Origin of the sequence: Azospirillum sp. A1-3 (assembly GCF_023806445.1) — a bacterium.
Taxonomy (GTDB): domain Bacteria; phylum Pseudomonadota; class Alphaproteobacteria; order Azospirillales; family Azospirillaceae; genus Azospirillum.
Map to the genome: position 1 here is coordinate 568977 of NZ_JAMSLU010000004.1, position 23011 is coordinate 591987.

20 protein-coding genes are annotated in these 23011 nt (G+C 68.9%); 6 read left to right on the top strand and 14 right to left on the bottom strand.

The genetic code is table 11. The features are described 5' to 3' along the window. The first annotated feature begins 180 nt into the window (after positions 1–180). Positions 181–2226 carry an NAD(+) synthase gene (locus tag M5E06_RS23860; protein WP_252140320.1) on the top strand — a complete coding sequence of 682 codons (2046 nt, stop codon included), beginning with the start codon at positions 181–183 and terminating at the stop codon, positions 2224–2226. 201 nt (positions 2227–2427) lie between these two features. Continuing rightward, a complete protein-coding gene (locus tag M5E06_RS23865) occupies positions 2428–3612 on the top strand; it encodes an IS4 family transposase (protein ID WP_252140321.1) in 1185 nt (394 codons plus the stop codon). 134 nt (positions 3613–3746) lie between these two features. On the opposite strand, the gene M5E06_RS23870 is transcribed toward M5E06_RS23865, so the two are convergent. From M5E06_RS23870 to lptF, 3 genes are all read right to left on the bottom strand, one after another. Then, a complete protein-coding gene (locus tag M5E06_RS23870) occupies positions 3747–4307 on the bottom strand; it encodes a flagellar biosynthesis regulator FlaF (protein ID WP_252140322.1) in 561 nt (186 codons plus the stop codon). A gap of 87 nt (positions 4308–4394) precedes the next feature. Then, positions 4395–5405 (bottom strand): glycosyltransferase family 9 protein, encoded by a 1011-nt coding sequence (locus M5E06_RS23875; RefSeq protein WP_252140323.1) that lies wholly within the window; start codon positions 5403–5405, stop codon positions 4395–4397. Next, positions 5402–6559, bottom strand: coding sequence for an LPS export ABC transporter permease LptF (gene lptF, locus M5E06_RS23880; RefSeq protein ID WP_252140324.1), 1158 nt, complete (start codon positions 6557–6559; stop codon positions 5402–5404). Before lptF ends, M5E06_RS23875 begins: the two co-directional genes overlap by 4 nt. A gap of 185 nt (positions 6560–6744) precedes the next feature. Between lptF and M5E06_RS23885 the strand changes: the two genes are divergently transcribed. The 4 genes from M5E06_RS23885 to M5E06_RS23900 all read left to right on the top strand — a co-directional run bounded on the left by M5E06_RS23885 (position 6745) and on the right by M5E06_RS23900 (position 12306). Beyond that, complete coding sequence (locus M5E06_RS23885) at positions 6745–8910, top strand: O-linked N-acetylglucosamine transferase, SPINDLY family protein (RefSeq protein ID WP_252140325.1); 2166 nt, start codon at positions 6745–6747, stop codon at positions 8908–8910. A gap of 109 nt (positions 8911–9019) precedes the next feature. Beyond that, on the top strand, positions 9020–10357 hold the full coding sequence (locus M5E06_RS23890; RefSeq protein ID WP_252140326.1) for a PQQ-dependent sugar dehydrogenase: 1338 nt from the start codon (positions 9020–9022) through the stop codon (positions 10355–10357). Positions 10358–10423: 66 nt separating this feature from the next. Continuing rightward, entirely contained in the window at positions 10424–11548 is a 1125-nt protein-coding gene (locus M5E06_RS23895; protein ID WP_252140327.1) for a cysteine desulfurase family protein, read from the top strand. Between the two features lie 86 nt (positions 11549–11634). After that, on the top strand, positions 11635–12306 hold the full coding sequence (locus M5E06_RS23900; RefSeq protein ID WP_252140328.1) for a hypothetical protein: 672 nt from the start codon (positions 11635–11637) through the stop codon (positions 12304–12306). 85 nt (positions 12307–12391) lie between these two features. Here M5E06_RS23900 and M5E06_RS23905 read toward each other — a convergent pair whose 3' ends face one another. From M5E06_RS23905 to M5E06_RS23955, 11 genes are all read right to left on the bottom strand, one after another. Beyond that, on the bottom strand, positions 12392–13156 hold the full coding sequence (locus M5E06_RS23905) for a porin (RefSeq protein ID WP_353654358.1): 765 nt from the start codon (positions 13154–13156) through the stop codon (positions 12392–12394). 320 nt (positions 13157–13476) lie between these two features. Continuing rightward, a complete protein-coding gene (locus M5E06_RS23910) occupies positions 13477–14244 on the bottom strand; it encodes a LamB/YcsF family protein (RefSeq protein ID WP_252140330.1) in 768 nt (255 codons plus the stop codon). A gap of 42 nt (positions 14245–14286) precedes the next feature. Continuing rightward, entirely contained in the window at positions 14287–15861 is a 1575-nt protein-coding gene (locus M5E06_RS23915) for a methyl-accepting chemotaxis protein (RefSeq protein WP_252140331.1), read from the bottom strand. A 38-nt stretch (positions 15862–15899) separates the two neighbouring features. After that, positions 15900–16922, bottom strand: a complete 1023-nt coding sequence (locus M5E06_RS23920; protein WP_252140332.1) for a 5-oxoprolinase subunit C family protein — start codon at positions 16920–16922, stop codon at positions 15900–15902. Next, positions 16919–17686, bottom strand: coding sequence for a 5-oxoprolinase subunit PxpB (pxpB, locus tag M5E06_RS23925; RefSeq protein WP_252140333.1), 768 nt, complete (start codon positions 17684–17686; stop codon positions 16919–16921). The genes M5E06_RS23920 and pxpB overlap by 4 nt, the downstream gene beginning before the upstream one ends. 58 nt (positions 17687–17744) lie before the next feature. Beyond that, complete coding sequence (locus M5E06_RS23930) at positions 17745–18512, bottom strand: substrate-binding periplasmic protein (protein WP_252140334.1); 768 nt, start codon at positions 18510–18512, stop codon at positions 17745–17747. An 89-nt stretch (positions 18513–18601) separates the two neighbouring features. Next, positions 18602–19390, bottom strand: coding sequence for a putative hydro-lyase (locus tag M5E06_RS23935; RefSeq protein ID WP_252140335.1), 789 nt, complete (start codon positions 19388–19390; stop codon positions 18602–18604). 178 nt (positions 19391–19568) lie between these two features. Continuing rightward, positions 19569–20342, bottom strand: coding sequence for an ABC transporter ATP-binding protein (locus M5E06_RS23940; RefSeq protein WP_252140336.1), 774 nt, complete (start codon positions 20340–20342; stop codon positions 19569–19571). 4 nt (positions 20343–20346) lie between these two features. After that, positions 20347–21066, bottom strand: a complete 720-nt coding sequence (locus M5E06_RS23945) for an ABC transporter ATP-binding protein (protein WP_247870719.1) — start codon at positions 21064–21066, stop codon at positions 20347–20349. Further along, a complete protein-coding gene (locus tag M5E06_RS23950) occupies positions 21063–22109 on the bottom strand; it encodes a branched-chain amino acid ABC transporter permease (protein WP_199230864.1) in 1047 nt (348 codons plus the stop codon). The genes M5E06_RS23945 and M5E06_RS23950 overlap by 4 nt, the downstream gene beginning before the upstream one ends. Continuing rightward, positions 22109–22975 (bottom strand): branched-chain amino acid ABC transporter permease, encoded by an 867-nt coding sequence (locus M5E06_RS23955; RefSeq protein WP_109151798.1) that lies wholly within the window; start codon positions 22973–22975, stop codon positions 22109–22111. The genes M5E06_RS23950 and M5E06_RS23955 overlap by 1 nt, the downstream gene beginning before the upstream one ends. Positions 22976–23011 lie beyond the last annotated feature (36 nt).

The following is a 23011-nucleotide window of genomic DNA, read 5'->3' on the forward strand; positions in this document are numbered from 1 at the left end:
GTCTGAAGTATCTTGTGCGGAAGGCCATGCCGGCGGAGTCCGATTGGACCGAAAGCCGCGCCCCATCGGGACGGGAGACCTGACGCGCGCGAAATTCCTGCTATGTTTGCTTCCCAGGCACCACATCCGGGGCGCCACATCCGGGAGCGTCACGGGCATGCAAGTCAGCAGGAACGGGTCATGAGCTTCACCTCGATCTATCGCCACGGATTCGCGCGGGTGGCCGCCTGTACCACGCGCTGCACCCCGGCCGATCCGGCGGCCAACGCCGCCGCCGTCCTGGAGGCCGCGCGCGCCTGCCACGACAAGTCGGTGGCGGTGGCGCTGTTTCCCGAACTGGCGCTGTCCGGCTATGCCATCGACGATCTGCTGATGCAGGACCCGCTGATCGACGCGGTGGAACAGGCGATCCTCGATCTGGTCCAGGCTTCGACCGGGCTGATGCCGCTGCTGTTGGTCGGCGCGCCGCTGCTGTATGACGGGCGGCTCTACAACACGGCGGTGGCGATCCAGCGCGGCGAGCTGCTGGGCGTGGTGCCGAAGCAGCATCTGCCGAACTACCGGGAATTCTACGAGCGCCGCCAGTTCGCCTCCGGCGCCGGCACCGAAGGCGGGACGATCCGAATCGGCGACCTGACCGCCCCCTTCGGACCCGACCTGCTGTTCTCCGCCGAGGATCAGCCCGGTCTGGTCGTCCATGCCGAGATTTGCGAGGATCTGTGGGTCCCGGCACCGCCCAGCACCATGGCCGCCCTGGCCGGCGCCACCGTGCTGGCCAATTTGTCGGCCAGCAACATCACCATCGGCAAGTCCGACACCCGCCGCCTGCTGGCCAAGTCGCAATCGGCGCGCTGTCTCGCCGCCTATCTTTATTCGTCGGCCGGGACCGGCGAATCGACCACCGACCTCGCCTGGGACGGCCAGACCTCGATCTTCGAGAATGGCGAGATGCTGGCGGAGACCGACCGCTTCCCCGACGGCGCCCAGATGGCGGTCGCCGACGTCGATCTCGACCTGCTGCGCCAGGAACGGCTGCGCCAGGGCACCTTCGACGACAACCGTCGCCTGTTCCTTGATGCCACCGGCGGTTTCCGCACCGTCGCCTTCCGGCTCGACGCGCCGGAGGAGGATGTCGGGCTGCTGCGCGCGGTGCCGCGCCTGCCCTTCGTTCCGGCCGCCGCCGAACGGCTGGAGCAGGATTGCTACGAGGCCTACAACATCCAGGTCGCCGGACTGGTGCAGCGGCTGCGCGCCACCGGCATCGGCACGGTGGTGATCGGCGTGTCGGGCGGGCTGGACAGCACCCACGCCCTGATCGTCGCCGCCCGCGCCATGGACCGGCTGGGCCTGCCGCGCTCGGGCATCCTCGCCTACACCATGCCCGGCTTCGGCACCAGCGAGGGCACCAAGTCAAACGCCTGGCGGCTGATGACGGCGCTGGGGGTGACGGCCAAGGAACTCGACATCCGGCCGGCCGCCAACCAGATGCTGAAGGACATGGAGCATCCCTACGCCCGCGGCGAGGCGGTGTATGACGTGACCTTCGAGAATGTGCAGGCCGGCCTGCGCACCGATTACCTGTTCCGCCTCGCCAACCACAACAACGGCCTCGTGCTCGGCACCGGCGACCTGTCGGAACTGGCGCTGGGCTGGTGCACCTATGGCGTCGGCGACCAGATGTCCCATTACAACGTCAATGCCGGCGTGCCGAAGACGCTGATCCAGCATTTGATCCGCTGGGTCAGCCGCACCGGCCAGTTCCAGCAGGAGGTATCGGAGACTCTCGACGCCATCCTGAAGACGGAGATCTCGCCGGAACTGGTACCGGCCGGATCGGACAAGGCGCTGCAAAGCTCCGAATCCGTGGTCGGGCCGTATGATTTGCAGGACTTCAACCTGTTCTACGTGCTGCGCTACGGCTTCCGCCCGTCGAAGATCGCCTTCCTGGCCCGCCATGCCTGGGGCGATGTCGCCAAGGGCGACTGGCCGGAGGGCTATCCGCTGGAGAAGCGCCGCGCCTACAGCCCGGCCGAGATTCGCGACTGGCTGCGCGTGTTCCTGCGCCGCTTCTTCGGCTTCAGCCAGTTCAAGCGCTCCGCCATGCCCAACGGCCCGAAGGTGACCGCCGGCGGCTCGCTGTCGCCGCGCGGCGACTGGCGCGCGCCGTCGGACGGCAACGCCCGCATCTGGCTGGAGGAGCTGGAACGCGAGGTTCCGGCGGAGTGAGGGCGGTTCCCGGCCCCTCCTCTGCCGTCATTCCCGCGAAGGCAGGAATCCAGTCGCTTCAGGCGCCTGGGCCGTGAGCCTGGATCCCCGCCTTCGCGCACTGCTGTCCGGGATTTTTGTATAGCTTTCAGCTGCACGGCAGACAAAGCCAGAGTTCTGGCCCAAAATCGCAGTCGCCAAACATAGATTTTGAGGTCTGCCGTGCCGTTCCAAGCTAGCGGATTTTTGCGCCTTGTGGAACCACTGGACCGTCGTGCGGTGAACGGGATTGTCGCGCGGCACCGTGGCAATCATGGGGTTGGGAGTGGTGACAAGGGCTGGACGTGCCAGCGGCACCTGAAGGCGATGCTTTTCGCCCAGTTCGCCGGGCTGAAGAGCCTTCGCGAGATTGCGGAGGGGTTGGCGGCCCAACCGGCAGGGCTTTACCACACCGGGCTGCGGCCGGTGAGCAAGAGCACGCTCAGCGATGCCTCGGCGGCCCGGCCTGCTGCGGTGTTCCGCGAGATAGCCGAGTTGGTCATGGGCGGCTTGGCCCGATCGGCGCGTCAGGAAAGCCGGGAGTTGGTGCGGCTGATCGACGGCTCTGCGATCATGTTGCGGGACCGCCGCTTCGACTGGGCCGAAGCCGATTCGCGTTGCCGTGGCCTGAAGCTGCATCTGGCCTACGATCCGCGGGCGGCGACACCGGTCCATTTTGCCGTGGAAACGCCCAAGCTCAGCGAAATCAAGGTGGCGCGGCGCCTGCCGTTCGTTGCCGGCGCCACTTACGTCTTCGACAAGGGATACACGGATTACGGTTGGTGGCATGAGATCACCATTGCAGGGGCGCTGTTCGTGACCCGGCTGAAGAGCAATGCCCGCCGCCGGGTGGAGCGAACCGACGAGGCGGTTGGCGACACCATCGCAGCGGACCGCCGGGTGAAGATCGGCCATAGGAAGCCACGCGGCGGCGCGACCAACCCGCTCTACGACACCGAACTTCGTGAAGTGGTGGTGGCGCGTCCGGATAAGGAACCACTCCATCTGATCACCAATGATCTTCACCGGACTGCCCAGGAGATAGCCGATCTCTATAAGGAACGCTGGCAGATTGAATTGTTCTTCAAGTGGATCAAACAGAACCTGAAGATGAAGACATTCTTCGGTCGCTCCGAGAATGCCGTCAGAATTCAGATCTACACGGCATTGATTGCCTTCTGCTTGTTGCGGCTGTTCCAGAACACCTACGCCAAAAACCACGTTGGCGGTGCGAAGGCTCTCAAGGTCAGGCTCAAGGTTGCACTCTTCGAACCGTTCGACACCACCAATCGCTGTCCGACAACGCCACGGCCACCGCAAAAACGACCCCCAGACCGCCAACTCAGCCTCAAACTGGCCGAGACCTGAAAATCCCGGACAGCAGTGCGCCTTCGCGGGGATGACGACCGAGAGACGCTCTGAAACATAAGAAGTCTGAAAATAAGCAAAAAGGCCGGCGCCCCATCGGAGCGCCGGCCTTTTTGCTGTCGATATGAACCCGCTCAGATCGAAATGCGCAGCGATTCCCGATTGACCGGGGCGGCATCGGGGGCCGTCATCGGACGCGGCGGCACAGCCGGGCGCATGCCGGCGGGCGGCTGGCCCGGCGCCGGGGCGGCGGCCGGAGCAGCCTGGGCGGCGGGCGCCTGCGGAGCGGCGGCCTGCGGCGTGCCCGGATGCGGCTGGGTCGCCTGCTGGGCGGCGATGAACTGGCCCTGGGCGGTCAGGCCGCTGGCGACGTTGCGGTTGATGTTGACCAGCGTGTCGATCTTGGGGAAATCCAGGTCGACCAGGCGGTTGGTCGTCTCGCGGTCGACCAGCAGCGACAGGGCCGCGATGTTCGTACGGACCTCCGGCGGATGGCCGCAATCCTCTTCGGTGATCGCGGCCTGGAAGATCGTCCACAGGCGTTGGTTCAGTTGAAGAGCCTCGCGGAAGGCCTTTTCGTCCTTGGCATGGCTGGCGGCGATGATACGGCGCGCCGCTTCCGCCAGGGCCCAAGCCTCGACGTCGCGCGGATTGTCCGAGGTCGGCTTGTTGGCGTAGGTGGGAGTCGGCTTCATTCCAAACCCTCGGGGGAAAACCCATCCGGTGGGGCGGACCTGCCCCTTTGCTTCGTCGCGGAAGTGTCGGTTATCCGGTCGGCTTTGTCAACGCAACGGGGGTACTTCGGCCGGTCCGCAGGCCCTTGCCGCAAACTGGTCACAAGTTCTATGCGCTTCGGACAGGAGTTCACTTGCGGTTTCCACCACCCGCTCCTCGCCTATGCCGTCCATCAGGCCGCGGTCGTCGGGGTCGGCGGCGACGCGGGCCAGCAGGTCCGCCTGCGGCACGCTGCTCGTCACCACCCGGCCGCGCGGCCCCCAGGGGCCGTAGATGGCGGGATAGCCGGGGCCGAACAGCCCGACGGTCGGCACACCCGCCGCCGCCGCGATGTGCATCAGCCCGCTGTCGTTGCCGACATAGAGCGCCGCCCGCTCCAGGCAGGCGGCGGCGGCCATCGGGTCGGTGCGGCCGGTCAGGTCGATGGCCTTCGATCCCAGCGCGTCCAGCACCGGCCGCGCCCGCTCGCGCTCCGGCGGGGCTGCCAGCACCGCCACCTGGGCGCCGGCCAGCGGCCCGCCCTCCCCCGTCAGGCGCAGCGCCAGTCGGGCGAAGCGGTCGGCCGGCCACTCCTTGCCCAGCCAGTTGGCCGTCGGCCCGATGGCGAGGAAAGGGCCGGTCCCGGCGGGAATCAGGGCGTCGGCCTGCTCCCTCGCCGCCGCGTCGATCCACAGACGCGGGGCCGGCGGCGGCGACAGGCCCAGCACGGCGGCATTCTCCTCCACCTTGTGCATCGGGCGGGCGGCCTTGGCGTGGAAGGCGCGGCGCCGGGCCGGCACCAGCCGCCCGACCGCCGAGTTGCGCAGATCGACCACCAGATCCCAGCGCGTGCCCACGCACTCCAGCCACAGCCGCAGCCAGTGCCGCGCATAGGAGCGTTTGGCCAGCGGGATCAGCCGCTCCAGCCCCGGCACGGCGCGGAACAGCGGCGCCGGCAGCGGCCCGCAGGCGATGGTCAGCCGCGCGCCCGGATAGGTCCGAGTCAGATGGTCGAGCAGCCCGGTCGACAGCACCGCGTCGCCCAACCGGTTGGAGGTGATGAAGAGAATGCGGCTCATGACGCGGGCCCGGCCGCCGCATCATGTCCGGAAGCGGCCCCAGCCGGGGCGCCGTTCCGCCGTCCGGGACGCAGACTCAGGCCGCGCGACATCACCCACAGTGCCGGCAGAATCGCCACCAGCGGCATGGCGTACATCAGCGGCACGAAGACCGTCGCCTTGCCGGCGAGGCTGGTCAGCCCCAGCGCCGCCGCCTGCAGCCCCATCACCAGCAGCACGGCGATGGTGACGCGGGACGACTGGCCACGCCGGTTGAACTCGCCCGACAGCAGCGCCGACAGCGCCACCAGCGCATAGGTCAGCGCCAGCAGCGGCGAGGAGAAGCGGTGGTGCAGCTCGGCGATCAGGCCGCGGCGCATGCGGTCGTCCTGGGACGGGACGTTGCCGTCCATCAACTCCCCCGTGGTGCGTTCGCGGGCGTCGGGCCAGCGCTCCGCCGCCTGGGGAGCCACCGCCTTCAGGTCCACGGCATAGCGGTCGAAGAACAGCTGGGACAGCCGGTTGGTCTTGCGGTCCAGCTCCTGCCGGTTGCCGTCATAGACGACGAAGCGCGTGCCGTCCGGCCCGGTCTGCATCACCGCGCGGTCGCCCATGATCGTCACCGGCTTGTCCGGCTGGCGGCCGTCATGGATCAGCACCTTGTGCAGGTTGCCGTCGGCGTCGCGGTCGCGCAGGAAGACGCTGAAGCGGTCGCCGACCTCGTTGAACACGCCTTCGCGCAGGAACAGCTGCGAATAGTCGCTGCGCACCGTGTATTCCATCCGAACCAGCTCGCGGTGGGCAGCCGGGGTGATCCAGATGTTCAGCGTGAAGACGACGGCCATCACCCCCACCGCCAGCACCAGCGCCGGCTTCGACAGCGAGAAGGGACCGACGCCGGCCGCGCGCATCACCACCAGCTCGCTGTCCGTCGCCATCTTGTTGTAGGTGAACAGGATGGCCCCGACCAGCGCCAGCGGCAGCACGATGCCGAGGAAGGTCGGCACGGTCAGCAGCAGCAGCCACAGGAACATGCCCATCGGCGCGCCGGCGCTGACCACGATCTCGATCAGGCGCAGCGACTGGCTGAGCCAGATGGTCAGCGTCAGGCCGGCGGTCGAATAGAGCGTGGCGATCAGCAGGTTGCGGAACAGGTACCGTTGCAGTCGGTTCATGGAGATCGGCCGAGATCTGTATAAGGCCGGCAAGCTGACCGCCCCGGCCCGCCGGGTCAAGTGTTGAAAACCGGCGGCGGCGATACGGGTGGTCCATCCGCCGCCATCCCGCCCCCATCACACCTTGGCACACTATACTGGGAAAGGGCTGGCACCGGCCCCCGCCAACCGGTATGACGGTCGTCATGGCGACGATCCAGGAAGCGATGGCTGCCGCGGTGGCGCATCATCAGACCGGCCGGCTTGCCCAGGCGGCGGCCCTCTACCATGCCGTGCTCGACGCCATGCCCGGCCATGCCGACGCCGCCCACCTGCTGGGGGTTGTCCATCTGCAGTCGGGCCAGCCCGACCGCGCCGCCACCCTGATCCGCGGCGCCATCCAGCAGAATCACCGGGTCGCCGACTATCACGACAATCTGGGCAGCGCGCTGAAGGCGCTCGGCCGGCTGGAAGAGGCGGTGGCGGCCCACCGGCAGGCGGTCCGCCTGCGGCCGGAGTTCGCCCAGGCGCTCTACAATCTGGGGAACGCGCTGGAGGCGCTCGGCCGGCTGGAGGAGGCGGCGACCGCCTTCCGGCAGGCGGCGGCGCGCCGTCCCGGCTATGCCCGCGCCCGCTTCAACCTGGGCAACGTGCTGGCGGCCCTCGGCCAGCGGGCCGACGCCGACGACGCCTATCGCGCCGCCCTGGCCGACGATCCGACCTTCGTCGAGGCGCATGCCAACCGAGGGTCGCTGCTGCTGGCGCTGGACCGGCCGCAGGACGCGGCGGCGGCATTGGCCCGCGCACTGGCCCTGCGCCCCGACCATGCCCCGGCCCTGTCCAACCTCGCCGCCGCCCGTCTGGCGCTGGGCGACCGCGACGGTGCGGAGAGCGCCGCCCGCCATGCCATCGCATCCCGCCCGGATCTGGCCGACTGCCTGCTGCGGCTGGGCGAGGTGCGCCAGCGCACCGACCGGCTGGGCGCCGCCGCCGATGCCTACCGCGCGGCGCTGGCGCTGAATCCGGCCCTGGCGGAGGCTCATGCCAATCTCGCGCTGGTGCGGCAGGGCCAGGGGCTGCTCGACGCGGCGGAGCTGGGCAACCGGCGGGCTCTGGCGCTCGATCCGTCGCTGACCGACGTGCGCTCCAACCAGGCCTATCTCCTGCTGTTCCGGCCAGGGGTGACGGCGGCGGCGGTGCTGGAGGCGCATCGCGACTGGGACCGCGTTCATGGCGCCCCCCACCGCGGGCGCTGGGTCAAGCCCGGCAAGGCGACCTCCGGCAAGGGGCCGCTGACGGTGGCCATCCTGTCCGGCGATTTCCGCCGCCACCCCGCCGGTCTGTTCGCCGTCCGCACGGTGGAGGCGCTGCCCGCCCATGATATCCGCCTGCTGCTCTACGCCAACCAGACCGAGTCCGACGACGTGACCGACCGCTTCCGCAAGGCGGCGGCGCGCTGGATCCCGGTCGCTGGACAGCCGGATGCCGAGGTGGCGAGCCGGATCCGCCACGACCGCCCGGACGTGCTGATCGACCTCGCCGGCCACAATGCCCGCGGTCGGCCCGGCGTCTTCGCGCGCAAGCCGGCGCCGGTGCAGGTCGCGTGGTCCGGCTATATGGCGACCACCGGGCTCGCCGCCATGGATGCGCTGGTCGCCGACCGCCACCATGTGCCCGACGGCATGGAGGCCTTCTATGCGGAGCGGGTGCTGCGCATGCCCAACGCCTTCATCGCCTATGATGCGCCCGGCGACGATACGGAGCTTCCGCTGACGCCGCCGCCCAGCCTGTCGGGCGAGCCAGTGACCTTCGGCAGCTTCAACATCCTGACCAAGCTGAATGACGATGTGCTGGCGGCCTGGGCCGCCATTCTGCAGCGGGTGCCGGACTCCCGCCTGCTGATGAAGACCAAGGCGCTGTCCTGCCCCGTCACCGCCGATCTGTGGCGCGTCCGGCTGGCCGCCGCCAGCATCGATCCCGGCCGGGTGACGATGGTCGGCGCCACCAACAGCCTGGACCACATGCGGCGCTGCGCGTCGGTCGACGTGGCGCTCGACCCCTTCCCGTTTTCCGGCAGCACCACGACGCTGGAGACGATGTGGATGGGCGTGCCGGTCGTCACCCTGCCGGGGGAGACCTTCTCCAGCCGCCATTCCCTGGCCTTCCTGACCGTGGCGGGGGTGGAGGGCTGCATCGCTTCCGACCCGGCCGACTATGTGGACCGCGCCGTCGCCTGGGCATCCGCCCCGCAGCGGCTGGCGGAGCTGCGCCGCACCTTGCGCAGCCGCATGGCCGCCGGCCCGCTGTGCGACGGCAACCGGCTGGCCGCCGCCCTGGCGGCGGAGCTGCGGGCGCTCGCCCGGCCGCACTGAGGACCGCAACGGAACCAACGCATCAGCAGCACCGTTGACCGTGGGTACTCCCTCCACGCCCACAGACGCGGGATTTCGGCGCATGCACAGCACCATACGGCCAGCCCTCATGCTTTCCGCGACGGTCGCGGTCCTGTCGCTCGCCGGCTGCGGCGATCAGGCGACCTTGCCGGTGTCGGCCGGCACCGGTCCCAACCCGACCCTGCCGGAACCGAAATCCTCGCTGATTCCCACGGTCAACATCGCCGACGCCGTCGGCTGGCCGCAGGGGGCACAGCCGGTCGCGGCCCAGGGGCTGAGCGTCACCCCCTTCGCCACCGGGCTGGACCATCCGCGCTGGCTGCTGGCTCTGCCCAACGGCGACATCCTGGTGGCGGAGACCAACGCCCCGCCGAAGCCGGAGGACGGCAAGGGCATCAAGGGCTGGGTGATGGGGCTGGTGATGGGCAAGGCCGGCGCCAAGACGCCCAGCGCCGACCGCATCACCCTGCTGCGCGACACCGACGGCGACGGCAAGGCCGACGTCCGCGAACCCTTCCTGCAGGGGCTGTATTCGCCCTTCGGCATGGCGCTGGTCGGCAACGACCTCTACATCGCCAACACCGACGCGGTGGTGAAGGTGCCCTACAAGGAGGGCGACACCAAGATCACCGCCAAGCCGGTGAAGGTCGTCGACCTGCCGGCCGGACCGATCAACCACCATTGGACCAAGAACATCATCGCCAGCCGCGACGGCGGCAAGCTCTACGCCACCGTCGGGTCCAACAGCAATGTCGGCGAGAACGGGATGGAGGCGGAGCAGGGCCGAGCCGCCATCTGGGAGATCGACCTGAAGACGGGCGCGCACCGCATCTTCGCGTCGGGCCTGCGCAATCCCAACGGCATGGACTGGAATCCGGTGACCGGCGAGCTGTGGACCGCCGTCAACGAGCGCGACGAGATCGGCAGCGACCTCGTTCCCGATTACATGACCTCGGTGAAGGACGGCGGCTTCTACGGCTGGCCCTACAGCTATTACGGCCAGCATGTCGACCAGCGGGTGGAGCCGCAGCGCCCCGACCTCGTCGCCAAGGCGATCCCGCCCGACTATGCGCTGGGTCCGCACACCGCCTCGCTCGGCTTCACTTTCTCGCACCAGGGCGAATTGCCGCCGAACCTGCAGCAGGGCGCCTTCATCGGCCAGCACGGCTCCTGGAACCGCGAGCCGGCCAGCGGCTACAAGGTGATCTTCGTGCCCTTCCAGAACGGCAAGCCGGCGGGCGAACCGGTCGACGTGCTGGCCGGCTTCCTCGACAAGGACGGCAAGGCGCAGGGCCGCCCGGTTGGTGTCACGTTGGACAACAAGGGCGCGCTGCTGGTCGCCGACGATGTCGGCAACGCCGTCTGGCGCGTCAGCGGCAGCAACGCGGCGCAGTCGGCGGAGCGGCCGGACCAGCCGTCGCAATGACTCGATTGAAGGGGAGAAGGACATCCCTCCTCCCCTTCCGCCGCCGATGGCGCGATACTGCGCGCCATGATCTATCTCGACCATCTGGCCTCGACGCCGCTCGACCCGCAGGTTCTTGAGGCGATGCTGCCCTGGATGCGGGCGCAAGCGGCCGGCAACCCGCATGCCGCCCATCCGGCAGGCTGGCGCGCCGGCGACGCCATCGCCCAGGCGCGGGCGGAGGTCGCCGCCCTGGTCGGCGCGCAGCCGGGCGAGGTGGTCTTCACCTCCGGCGCCACTGAAGCCAACACGCTGGCGCTGCTGGGCGGCGTCCCGGCGGGCGGCGGCTGCGTCGTCTCGGCGGTGGAGCATGCCAGCGTGCTGGGCTGCCTGCCGGAGCTGCGGCGGCGCGGCCACGCGGTGGCGATCCTGCCGGTGGATTCCGGCGGCCGGGTCGATCCCGCCGCCTTGGACGACACCCTGGCCGGTTTGCCGACACCGGCGCTGGTATCGGTGATGGCCGCCAACAACGAGGTCGGGACGGTCCAGCCGCTGGCCGATCTGGCGGCGGTCGCGGCGCGCCATGGTGCGACGATGCACAGCGACGCGGTGCAGGCCCTGAGCACGCGCGCCCTCGACATGGCGGCGCTCGGGATCCACGGCCTCAGCCTGTCGGGGCACAAGCTTTATGGACCGATGGGAATCGGCGCCCTGATCGTCCGCCGCCCCTTCCGGCCGGTGCCGGCCTCGCCCGGCGGCGGGCAGCAGCGCGGCCTGCGGGGCGGAACCTTGCCGACGCCGCTCTGCGTCGGGCTGGGCGTCGCCTGCCGGCTGGCCCGTGAACGGCGGGAGGAGGATGCCCGGCGCATCGGCGAATTGCGCGACCGGCTTTGGCAACGGCTGCAGAGCCGCCTGCCCGGCATCCGCCGCAATGGCGCGGATGGACTGGCCGGTTGCCTGAACGTCACCATTCCCGGCATCGACGCCGCCGACCGGCTGCTGGATCTGCCGGAGCTTGCCGTCGCCACCGGCTCCGCCTGCCACAGCGGGGCGAGCGAGGCGTCGCATGTCCTGCTGGCGCTCGGCCTCTCCGTCATGGATGCCCATGCCAGCCTGCGTTTCGGCCTTGGCCGCGGCACGACGGCGGCGGAGGTGGACGAAGCGGCCGACCGGCTGGCCGCCGCGCTCGGTTCGGCGATGCCAAGGGAATGAATCGCCCGGGCTGAGCGTCTTCATTCAACTGGCTCAGCCAGCAAGGTCCATCCCGGCCACACAACAAACAGCAACGGAGGAAACCCATGAGCAGTGCAAGCGTCCGGATCGCAGCGGCGGCCGCCTTCCTGTTGGCGATCCCGGGGGCTGCGGCGGCGCAACAGTCCGGCCCGTCCGCCATGACGTTCTTCGTCACCAGCGTCGGCACCGGCAAGGGAGCAGATCTCGGCGGGCTGAACGGCGCCGACCGTCATTGCCAGCAGCTGGCCCAGGCCGCGGGCGCCGGCAACCACACATGGCGGGCCTATCTCAGCACCCAGGCCGCCGATGGGCAGCCGGCGGTCAACGCGCGCGACCGCATCGGCAAGGGCCCCTGGCAGAACGCCAAGGGTGACGTGATCGCCCGCTCGGTCGAAGAGTTGCACGGGACCAACGCCCTGACCAAGCAGACCGCGCTGAACGAGAAGGGTGAAACGATCAACGGCCGCGGCGACCAGCCCAACACGCACGACATCCTGACTGGGTCGCAGCCGGACGGCACCGCTTTCCCCGCCGGCCAGGACATGACCTGCGGCAACTGGACCAAAAGCGGCACCGAGGGTGCGGCCATGCTCGGCCACCATGACCGCATGGGGCTGGACGAGCAGCCGCCGGCGAAATCCTGGAACTCCTCGCACGCCTCGCGCGGCGGCTGCAGCCAGGACGCTCTGAAGGGTACCGGCGGCGCCGGGTTGCTCTACTGCTTCGCGGCGAACTGAACGGCCCGACCCCGTCACGCCAGGGGGATATGGCAGGGATGTGGCTGGGGGTTGGCGATGTCATCCCCCGCCCGTTCTGCCGCGGCTAGAACAACAGGCGGGCGCCGACCTTCACCACGGCGGCCAGGGAATCGGCACTGGTGTCGATATCGGTGTCGGCCATCACCTGCCAGCGCGGCGTGATGTGATAGGTCAGGTCGGCCAGATATTGGCCGCCGGCGACGCCTTGGTAAGGGACCGTCCGCCGCACCCGCAGCGACAGGGTCAGGTCGCCAGTACCATAGGCCAGTGCCGCATTCAGGCTGCGGATCGAAGCGCCGTCCGCCTCTTCCTGCTGGCGGAGGTCGCCGTTCAGGGTCACGCTTTTCCAGGCCAGTTGGGTGCCGACCATCCAAGTCTGGCGCGGCAGGCGGCGGCTGTCGCTGCGCACCCGCGCCCAACTGGTGCCGGCGGTCAGCCGGCTGCTGATGGCGCCGAACTGCATTGTCTTGCGCAACGCGGCCTCCACCAGATGCATCGCTTCGCGCGGATCGGGCATGTCGCCGTTGCCGCGGGGCATCGGCGTATAGCTGGCCCCCACCTCGAACCCCCGCAATGGAGGGGTGTAGTAGGTCAGCTTCGCCGAGTTGCTTCCAGCCCCGGTGGACGGCGGCAGGATCGACGATCCCACCAGACGGTTGCGGGCGCTGTCGGTCTGCCCGATCTCCAGCTCTCCCCAGGAGACATCGACCTGCAAGAAATGTCGCTGATCTGCAACACTACCCTTTTGGTAGAGAATATCAGCAGACGCCTCGCCGGCCGATAAAATCGCCACTGCCGCCAGAATAGGCATGGAAATTCGTCGTTGCATTGGCAAGACCTGTGCTGTTTGGCCGAGGATCGACTATCCTTTTGGTCGACACGGCCCTGTGTATCCTTTCTCGTTTGAGGGATGTTCGTCTAAAATTCTGACAAAACTGTGACCCGATCTTGGCATGCTGCGATGCAAAGATGGGCGGTGGTTCGCGTAATGGGTGAGGGTGTGGGAGGCTGCAGGCTTGGAGTGCCCCCTCCCCATCCCTCCCCCGCTTCGCGGGAGAGGGGTTAGAAGCTTTGCGGGAGTACGGCGGCAGTCCCCTCTCCCACTGAAGGTGGGGGAGGGTTAGGGAGGGGGCAAAGACCTACTGGAAATCAGACACTCCCCACCGCCCGCACCACCACTCCCGCCGCTTCCAGCGCGCGCCGCACCGTCGCCGCCATCGCCACCGCGGTCGGCGTGTCACCATGGACGCAGACGGTATCGGCGACGATCGGCAGCCGGGTGCCGTGGCGGCTTTCCACCGCCCCGTCCAGCACCATCCGCACCACCCGCGCGGCGGCCAGATCCGGATCGTGGATCACCGATCCGGCCACAGTCCGCGGTGTCAGCGTGCCGTCATCCTCATAGGTGCGGTCGGCGAAGGCCTCGCGCGCGACGCGCAGACCCACATCCTGCCCGGCGCGTTCCATGGCGCTCAGCGGCGGGACGACGAACAGCAGGGCGGGGTCAACCGCCTTGACCGCGCGGGCGATGGCGCCGGCCAGATCCGGCTCCACCGCCGCCATGTTGTAGAGCGCGCCGTGCGGCTTCACATGGGTCACCCGCTGGCCCGACAGCGCGGCACAGGCCTGGAGCGCGCCGACCTGATAGGCGACCAGCCGTTCGACCTCCGTGGTGGTGATGCCGCGGATCACCCGGCGGCCGAAGCCGGAGCGGTCCTCGAAGCCGGGATGGGCGCCGATGCGCACACCCTTCTCACCCGCCAGCCGGGCGGTGTCGGCCATGATGGTGGGATCGCCGGCATGAAAGCCGCAGGCGATGTTGGCAGAGGTGACGATGTCCAGCATCGCCCGGTCGTCGCCCATGGTCCAGGCGCCGTACCCTTCCCCCATGTCGCAATTCAGATCGATGCTCGGCATGGCATTTCTCGCAGTTTATTTATGAAAGACGACAGGGCGTTTTCACGCCGCCTCCGACTGTCGCAGGGAATGGATGAAGCCGGCAACCTCGCTGCGCATCGCCCCCATCTGCTCCGCCAGCATGCCGGCGGCGCCGTCCAACTGGTTGGATGCGGCTCCGGTCTGCCCCGCCACGTCGGAGGTGGCGTTGACGTCGCCCAGCAGGGCGCGCACCCCTTGCGCCGCCTCGCTGACGCCACGGCCGATTTCCGCCGTCGCCGCATTCTGCTCCTCCACCGCCGCGGCGATGGAGGCGCTGATCTGGCTGAGGCTCTCCACCACGCGGGCGATCTCGACGATCTCGTCGGCGGCGGAGCCGGTGGAGCCCTGGATGGCGCGGATCTGGGTTTCGATGTCTTCGGTCGCCTTGGCGGTCTGGGTCGCCAGCGCCTTCACCTCGCCGGCGACGACGGCGAAGCCCTTGCCGGCCTCCCCCGCACGTGCGGCCTCAATGGTGGCGTTCAGCGCCAGCAAATTGGTCTGCTTGGCGATGGCGTGGATCAGCGTCACCACCGCCGACACCCGGTCGGAGGCCTGGACCAGACCCGCCACCTGCTCCGTCGCCCGCGAGGCGCGGCGCGAGGCCTCGTCGGCAATGGATTGCGAATGCTGCGCCTGGACCGATATCTCGCGGATCGATGCCACCAGCTCGTCCACTGCGGCGGCCATCCCGTCAACCGAGGCGTTCACCGCCGCCGCGTTGCCGGCGGCCTGCCGGCTGACCTGCCCGTTGTGCTCCGCCACGTCGGCAAGATCGCGGGTGGCGGCCCCCATGCCGTCTGTGGTGCGCAGCACCTCGCCCAGAACGCTGCCGACGCGACGTTCGAAATCATCGGCGACCGCGGCGATGGCGGCATGCCGCTCCGCCTCGGCCTGCCGGCGCAGCGCGACCTGTTCGGCCTCCAGCCGCTGCTTGGCAGCGCCCTGCTCCTTAAAGACCTGCACCGCGGCGGCCATGCGGCCGATCTCGTCGCGGCGGTCGAGCGACGGCACGTCGACCGCCCCATCGCCGTCGGCCAGCCGCGTCATCACCCCGGTCAGCCGGACGATGGGCCGGGTGGCGCCCCGCACCATCAGGAACAGCACACCGCATAGCGCCACCAGCGCCGCCAGCCCACCGCCGGCCAGCAGCCATGCCCGCTCCGCCGCCTGCCGTTCGGCGCGGCGGGGCGACAGGTGGATTTCCACCGTGCCCAGCTTGTCCATACGGGTGCCGGTCTTGCGCTTGATGTCGGCGCGGCGGACCAGCACAGACGGATCGCCGTCCGACACGTCGCCGCTCTTGGCGAAGAGCTGCCCCTTCGGGTCGAGCACCCGGCTGCCGAGATAGTCCGGATCGTTGGTCAGCGCCGCCAGCTGCGCCGCGGCGGAGTCGGCATCGACGTTCCACAGCGGCTCCGCCAGCCCGCCGGCGATGACGCGGACGGTGACGGCGGCCCGGTCCTCCAACGCGGTGCGGGCATCCTCGCGGTTGACGGTGACGACGGCGGCTATGCCGGTCGCGCTGATGACCGTGACCATCAGGGCGATGGGAACGACGACACGCATGGCGAGGGTACGGCCCACACGCTGCAGCATCGGGAGACCTCCATTGTGGATGACGGAAAGGGGCGGGATCAGTCCCAGCCGGTGACGGCGCCGCCGATCAGGTTGAAGCCGAGCAGCCGGCCGCTGTCGTACAGCGCGAAGCCGCCGGCCGATTGCAGGAGCGCCGGCAGGCCGTCCACCATCTCGCGATGGCGGGCCTGGATGCGTCCGGCCTCGGCCGCGTCGACGGGGGTGAAGCGCAGCCGCTCGCCCGGCCGCATCTGCGCCAGCGCCGCAACGTCCGGGCCGACGACGCAGGCGATCTTCGGATAGCCGCCGGTGGTCTGGCGGTCGGCCAGCAGCACGATGGGACGCCCGGTGCCCGGCACCTGCACGGCACCCAAGGGGATGCCATCGGAGGTGATGTTGAAGCCGCGGGCATGCTCGATCACCGGGCCGTCCAGCCGGCAGCCCATGCGGTCGGCCTCGTGGCTGACGGTGTAGTCCTCCTCCAGGAAGGCTTCGATGCCGGCCGGGATGAAGTAGTCCTGCTGCGGGCCCAGCATGACGCGCAGCCGTTTGCCGCGCGCCGGCAACAGCGACGGGTCGAGGCAGCGCTCCCCCCGGTCCGCTGCGTGATCCAGGGCAAGCGGAAGGCGGTCGCCAGCCTTCAGCGCACCGCCGTCCAGCCCGCCCATACGGCTGCGTATGTGGGTGGCGACGCTGCCCAGCACCGGCTGAAGCGCGAAACCGCCCTCCACCGCCCAATAGCCGCGCATGCCACTGCGCAGGGCGCCGATGCGCAGAGTCTGTCCGTCGGTCAGGCGCAGGCTGGTCCAGGCCGGCACCGGCTCGCCATCGACCGTGAGTTCGGCATCGGCGGCGACGGCGATGCGCACCGGCCCGCCTTCCACCACGACGCTGTCGCCGGCCAGGGTGAACTCCACCGCCCCCGCCCCCGGCCGGTTGCCGACCAGGGCGTTGGCGACCGCATGCAGCAGCGGATCGGCCGCCCCGGCGACTGAGACACCATAGCGCTGATACCCGACCCGCCCGCGGTCCTGGATGGTGGAGCTGGGGCCGGCGGCCACGACACGAAGATGGCTGGTCATGCGGCGGCTCCCTGCAGCAGGGAGGCGGGTGCGGTCACCGTCTCGCAGTCGGGCAGATAGCCGCTGAGTCCGTCCAGCCGGTCGAACTCGGCGGCACTGATCGCGGTGAAGCGGATACGGTCGCCCGGCGCCAGCAGGAAGGGTGGGTCCCGTCTAAGATCGAAGGTCTTTGCCGGGGTGCGGCCCAGCAGATGCCAGCCGCTGGGCATGACGATGGGGGAAATCGCCGCCTGCGCCCCGCCCTGCATGACGCTGCCCGCCGGGGTGACCATGCGCGGGTTCTCGCGCCGCGGCTGGTGCAGCATCTCCGGCAGCCCGCCGAGATAGGCAAAGCCGGGGGAAAAGCCCAGCATATAGACCCGGTAGTCGGCGGTGCAGTGCAACCGCACCACCTCCTCGGTGCTCAATCCCGATCGGCGGGCCACATCGTCCAGATCCTCGCCATGCCGGCCGCCGAAACAGGCCGGCACGATCCAGCGCAGTTGCGGTTCGGCCGCGGCCTGCGTCAGTTCCGCCGCCAGCCCGAGCAGAGCTTGGCCCAGCGGTTCCGCCGCCGTCACCGCCGGGTCGAACTGCACCAGGATCGAGCGGTATGTCGGTACCGTCTCTACAATGCCGGGAAGGCCGGCGTCGGCGATGCGGCGGTCGAGCCGATGGACGGCGGCGTTCAAATCCTGGGCGATGCCGTCGCCCAACTCGACGATCAGGGCGCTGTCCCCGGCCGGCCGCAGAACGGGCGCCGGAAACGAAGTGGTCACGCTCATGGCGGCTTCTCGAAGTCTGGTCGAAGGGGGAAGACGCCCGCCACTCAGCGGGCATTTTTCAGCGGGCGTATTTGTCCAGGATCTGCTGGTAGGCGCCGCTGGCCTTCATCGCCGCGACGCCCTTGTCGAACTCGTCGCGCAGCTTGGTGGTGTCGCGCGCCTTGGTGAAGGCGATGTAGCTGGGGATGTCCTGCACCGCCGGGGTCAGTTCCTTCACCTTGTCCAGCGCGCCGGCCTGCTTCAGGAAATACTGCGCGACATAGCGGTTGCTGGGCATCACCTCGAAGCGGCCGGAGACCAGCTTCTTCACGTTGCTGTCGCTGTCGTTCGACTTTTCCACCGCCGGCAGCACGCCGTTCTTGATCGCGTCGTCGACGATGGAGCCATAGCTGATCTGGTTGACGACGCCGAACTTGCGATCGGCCAGCTTGGACAGGTCGCCGTCGAAGCTGACGGGGCTGTCCTTCGCCACGAACAGCGACACCACCTGCGGCACCAGCACCTGGGTGGAGTAGTTCAGGAACTGCTCGCGCTCCGGCGTCTTGTAGGCGGTGAAGATGGCGTCCGCCCCGCCCTCGCGCACGGTGTCCAGCGCACGCGCCCACGGCATGATCTCCACCGACACACTGTGGCCGGAGGCCTTCATCGCCTCCGTCACGATGTCATAGGCGATGCCGGCCGGCTTGCCGCCGTCGTCGTAGATCAGCGGCGGAAAGCTGAGCGCCACCATGCGCAACTGGTCGGCCGAGGCCGGCCCGGCAACGGCCAGCAGGCCGACGGCGAGAAGGGACGAGGACAGCAGGCGGGAGGGGAACGGACGCGGCATCGGGCAAGCCTCCACTGTTGCCGCGCGTGGCGGAGTGCCCGCGCAGCGGCCGGTGTTGCTGGAATTTGAAAGGGAGAGAAAGAGAGCGCTCAGAGCACCGACAGGTGCGTGTTCAGCAGGTCGGTGATCAGCATGGCGCCGGGGCTGTGGGTGATGGCGGTCGGCGGACGAGCGTTGCGGATCGCGACCTGTGGCGTCACCCCGCAGGCCCAGAAGACCGGTACCTCACCGGGTTCGATCGGAACCGCCTCGCCATGTTCGGGATCGGCGATGTCGCGGATGCCGATGGCGGCCGGGTCGCCGAAATGTACCGGCGCACCATGCACCGACGGGAAGCGCGAGGTGATCTGGATGGCGCGGATGGCGTCCTTCGGCACCATCGGCCGCATCGACACCACCATGGTGCCGCCGAAGCGGCCGGCAGGCGTGCAGGCGATGTTGGTCTCGTACATCGGCACATTGCGGTTCATCGCGATGTGGCGAACCGGCAGCCCGTCGGCCAACAGCGCCTCCTCGAAGGAGAAAGAGCAGCCGATCAGGAAGGCGACGAAATCATCCTGCCACAGGTCGGTGATGTCGGTCGGCTCGTTCGCCAGCACGCCGTCGCGATAGACCCGGTAGCGCGGCACGTCGGTGCGGATGTCGATGTCGTGGCCCAGCGTCGGCAGGCGCGGGTCGCCGACCTCCGACACCGCCAGCAGCGGGCAGGGCCGCGGGTTTGCCTGGCAGAAGCGCAGGAAGTCGCCGGCCCAATCCGCCGGCAGGATGGCGAGGTTGGCCTGCACATGGCCGGGAGCCAGCCCGGCGGTCTGGCCGCTGTTGGCGCCGCTGCGGATGCGCAGGCGTTCGGCGGCGGCGGTGAGGAAGGGTGTGGTCATGGGGATGATCCGGGGATTTGGTGTTTGTGGAATTGTGCAGGTGGGGAAAAGTGCTGTGCCCCCTCCCTAACCCTCCCCCGCCTTTGGCGGTGGAGGGGACTGCCGCCGCTTCGCATAAGGCACCCTCTCCCGCGAAGCGGGGGAGGGTTGGGGAGGGGGCAATCGAAGCCGACTTCTCTCACATGCCCAGATACGCCTGCCGCACCTCGTCATTGCCCAGCAGGTCGTGGCCGCTGCCTTCCATCACGACGCGGCCGGTCTGGATGACATAGCCGCGGTCGGCGATCTCCAGCGCGCGGTGGACGTTCTGTTCGACCAGCAGCACGGTGATGCCGCGACGGCGGATCAGCTGGATGGTCTCGAAGATGCGGGTCACCAGCTTGGGCGCGACGCCCCAGGACGGTTCGTCCAGCATCAGCAGGTCGGGCTGGCTCATCAGCCCGCGGCACATCGCCAGCATCTGCTGCTCGCCGCCGGACAGGGTGCCGGCCTGCTGTTTCCGCCGCTCGCCCAGCACGGTGAAGGTGTCGTAGGCGAACTGGAGCGTTTGCTCGCGCTTGGCCGCATCGCTGGTGGTGAAGCCGCCCAGCATCAGGTTCTGTTCCACCGTCAGGCGGGGAAACAGCCGGCGGCCTTCAGGCACCAGTACCAGCCCGCGCTTCACCCGTTCATGGGCCGGCACGGCGGAGATGTCCTGGCCCTTCAGCAGGACCGATCCGCCATCGAGAGCGTTCAGCCCGGCGACGGCGCGCAGCGTGGTGGACTTGCCGTTGCCGTTGCCGCCGACCAGCGCGACGATCTCCCCCCGGTTCAGGGTCAGGCTGATGTCGCGGATGGCCGGGACGCGGCGGTAGCTGGACTGGATGTTGCGGACCTGCAGCATCGCCTCGCCCTGCGGCGCGACGGCGACGGCGACGGGGCGGATGGGTTCGGACAGCGTCGGTTGGAGCATCGTCTCACTCCCCCAGATAGGCGGCGATCACCGCCGGGTTCTCGGCGATCTCGGCCGGGGTGCCATCGGCGATCTTGGCACCATAATCCAGCACAAGCATCCGGTGGGCGATGGGCATGATGCCCTCCATCACATGTTCGACGATGATGCTGGCGATGCCGCGCTGGTGGATGCGGTGGACCAGTTGCGACGCCTCGCGCACCTCGGTGGGATTCAGCCCGGCCATCACCTCGTCCAGCAGGATCAGCTTCGGTTCGGTGGCGAGCGCGCGGGCGACCTCCAGCCGCTTCTGTTCCGACACCGTCAGGTCGGACGCCGGGGTATCGGCGCGGTGCGACAGGCCGACGAAGGCCAGTTCCTCCTCCGCCCGGTCGCGGGCTTCGGCCACCCGCTTGTTGCGCAGCATGGCGCCGACCATGACGTTCTCCAGCGCGGTCATCGACTGGAAGACGCGGACGATCTGGAAGGTGCGGGCGATGCCCAGCGCCGCCGCGGCCTCCGGCGTCGAGCCGGTGATGTCGTGCCCTTCGAAGGCGATGCGGCCGGTGGTGGGGGTGTGGAAGCCGGCGAGGCAGTTGAACAGCGTGGTCTTGCCGGCGCCGTTCGGGCCGATCAGCCCGATGATCTCGCCATGATGAACGATGAAGCTGATGTCGCGGTTGGCGATCAGTCCGTCGAAGGCCTTGCCCAGGCCGTCCACGGCAAGCAGGGGAGCGGTGTTCACGGGCGGACCTCCATCTTCTCGGCCTTCACGCCCTCGGACTTGGCGGCGGGCTTGGCGCCCGGCAGGTGGCGACGCAGGTCGCCCAGCAGGCCCAGCACGCCGGACGGGCTGAACACGGCGACCAGGATGATCATGGCGGCGTAGATGATCATGTCGGTGCCGGACCCGGTGCTGCCGAACAGGGTGCGGCTGTATTCCTCGATGGTGATGAGGATGACGGCGCCCAGCACCGGCCCCATCAGCCGGCCCACCCCGCCCAGGATGGCGATCAGCGCGATCTTGATCGAGATCGTTGTGGCCAGGACCGAGCCCGGATCGATGAACATCTCCTTCTGGGCGTAGAAGCTACCGCCCATCGCGGTCAGGAATGCCGACACCGACAGCGCGATCAGCTTGTACCGGGTCAGGCTGACGCCCAGCGCGCGTGCCGCCTCCGGCTCGTCCTTGATGGCGCGGAAATAATAGCCGATGTGGCTGCGCTCGATCGCCCAGGAGACCAGCACCGTCAGCACCAGCAGGCCGAGGATGATGTAGTAGTAGGGCAGCTTGGACAGGAAGATCAGCCAGGTCCAGCCGCTGCGGTCCATCGGCAGATAGAGGCCGACGGCACCCTCCAGGAAGTCGCTGTTGGTGACCAGGATCTGCATGATCTCCGCCACCGCGATGGTCGCCATGGCGAAATAATGCCCCTTCAGCCGGAAGCAGGGCCAGCCCATGGCGAGCGCGAACAGCGCCGCCACCAGCCCGCCGGCCACCGCTCCGATCCAGGGGCTGATCCCCAGCGTCAGCAGCAGCATGGTCGAGGTGTAGGCGCCGATGCCGTAGAACACCGCATGGCCGAGCGAGACCTGGCCGGCATAGCCGCCGACGATGTTCCAGGCGACACCCATCTGGGCGCCCATCAGGATCAGGATCAGGAAGTTCTGCTGCGACGGTTCGGTGATCGCCAGCGGCAGCACGGCGGCAAGCGCCAGCAGGGCGCCGGTGCCCATTGCTTTGCGCGAGACGGGCGCCTTGCGTGAGAGAGTGGTTCCAGTCGTCATCAGGCTTTCCCCAGCAGGCCGCGCGGACGCACCAGCAGCACGATCAGCAGCAGCGACAGCACGATGGCGGTCTTGTATTCCGGGCCGATCAGGAAGCCGCCCAGCACCTCGATCAGTCCGACGATGATCCCGGCCAGGAAGGCGCCGGTGACGCTGCCGAAGCCGCCCAGCACGACCACCACGAAGGCGATCAGGATGAAGTTCGACCCCACCTCCGGGAAGATCGGGAAGAAGGTGGCGATCAGACCGCCGGCCAGACCGGCGCAGGCGGCGCCGATGCCCCAGGCAAGGGCGAACATCTTCTGCCCGTCGATGCCCATCAGGGTCGCCGCCTCACGGTCGATGGCAGTGGCCTCCAGCGCGGTGCCGAGCCGGGTGCGGTGCAGGAACATCCACAAGGCGCCGGTGACGCCGACCGCCCCCAGCGCCGCCACGAACTGCGGCAGGCCGAACTGGACGGGACCGAGGGCGATGTTGCCGCTGACCAGGCTGTGCGGGATCAGCCGATGGTCGGGCTTCCAGAAGAACTGCGCCAGTCCGCGCAGCAGGATCATCAGGCCGAAGGTCGCGAAGATCTGCGACAGCATCGGCGCCTTCAGGATGCGGCGGATCACCGTCTGGTAGACGATGACGCCCACCGCGAACAGCAGCAGCGCGGTCAGCGGCAGAGCGACGATGGGGTCGATGGCGAAGAGGGCGAAGGCCCAGAAACTGGCATACATGCCCAGCATCAGGAATTCGCCATGGGCGAAATTGACGATGTCCATCACGCCGAAGATCAGCGTCAGACCCACCGCAACCAGGGCATAGATCAGCCCGATCAGCAGGCCCGAGACGAGCACTTGGATGAGAATGTCTGCGGTCATTGCCGCGCCCCTTTTGCGGTCAGGGTGGGCCGGAGG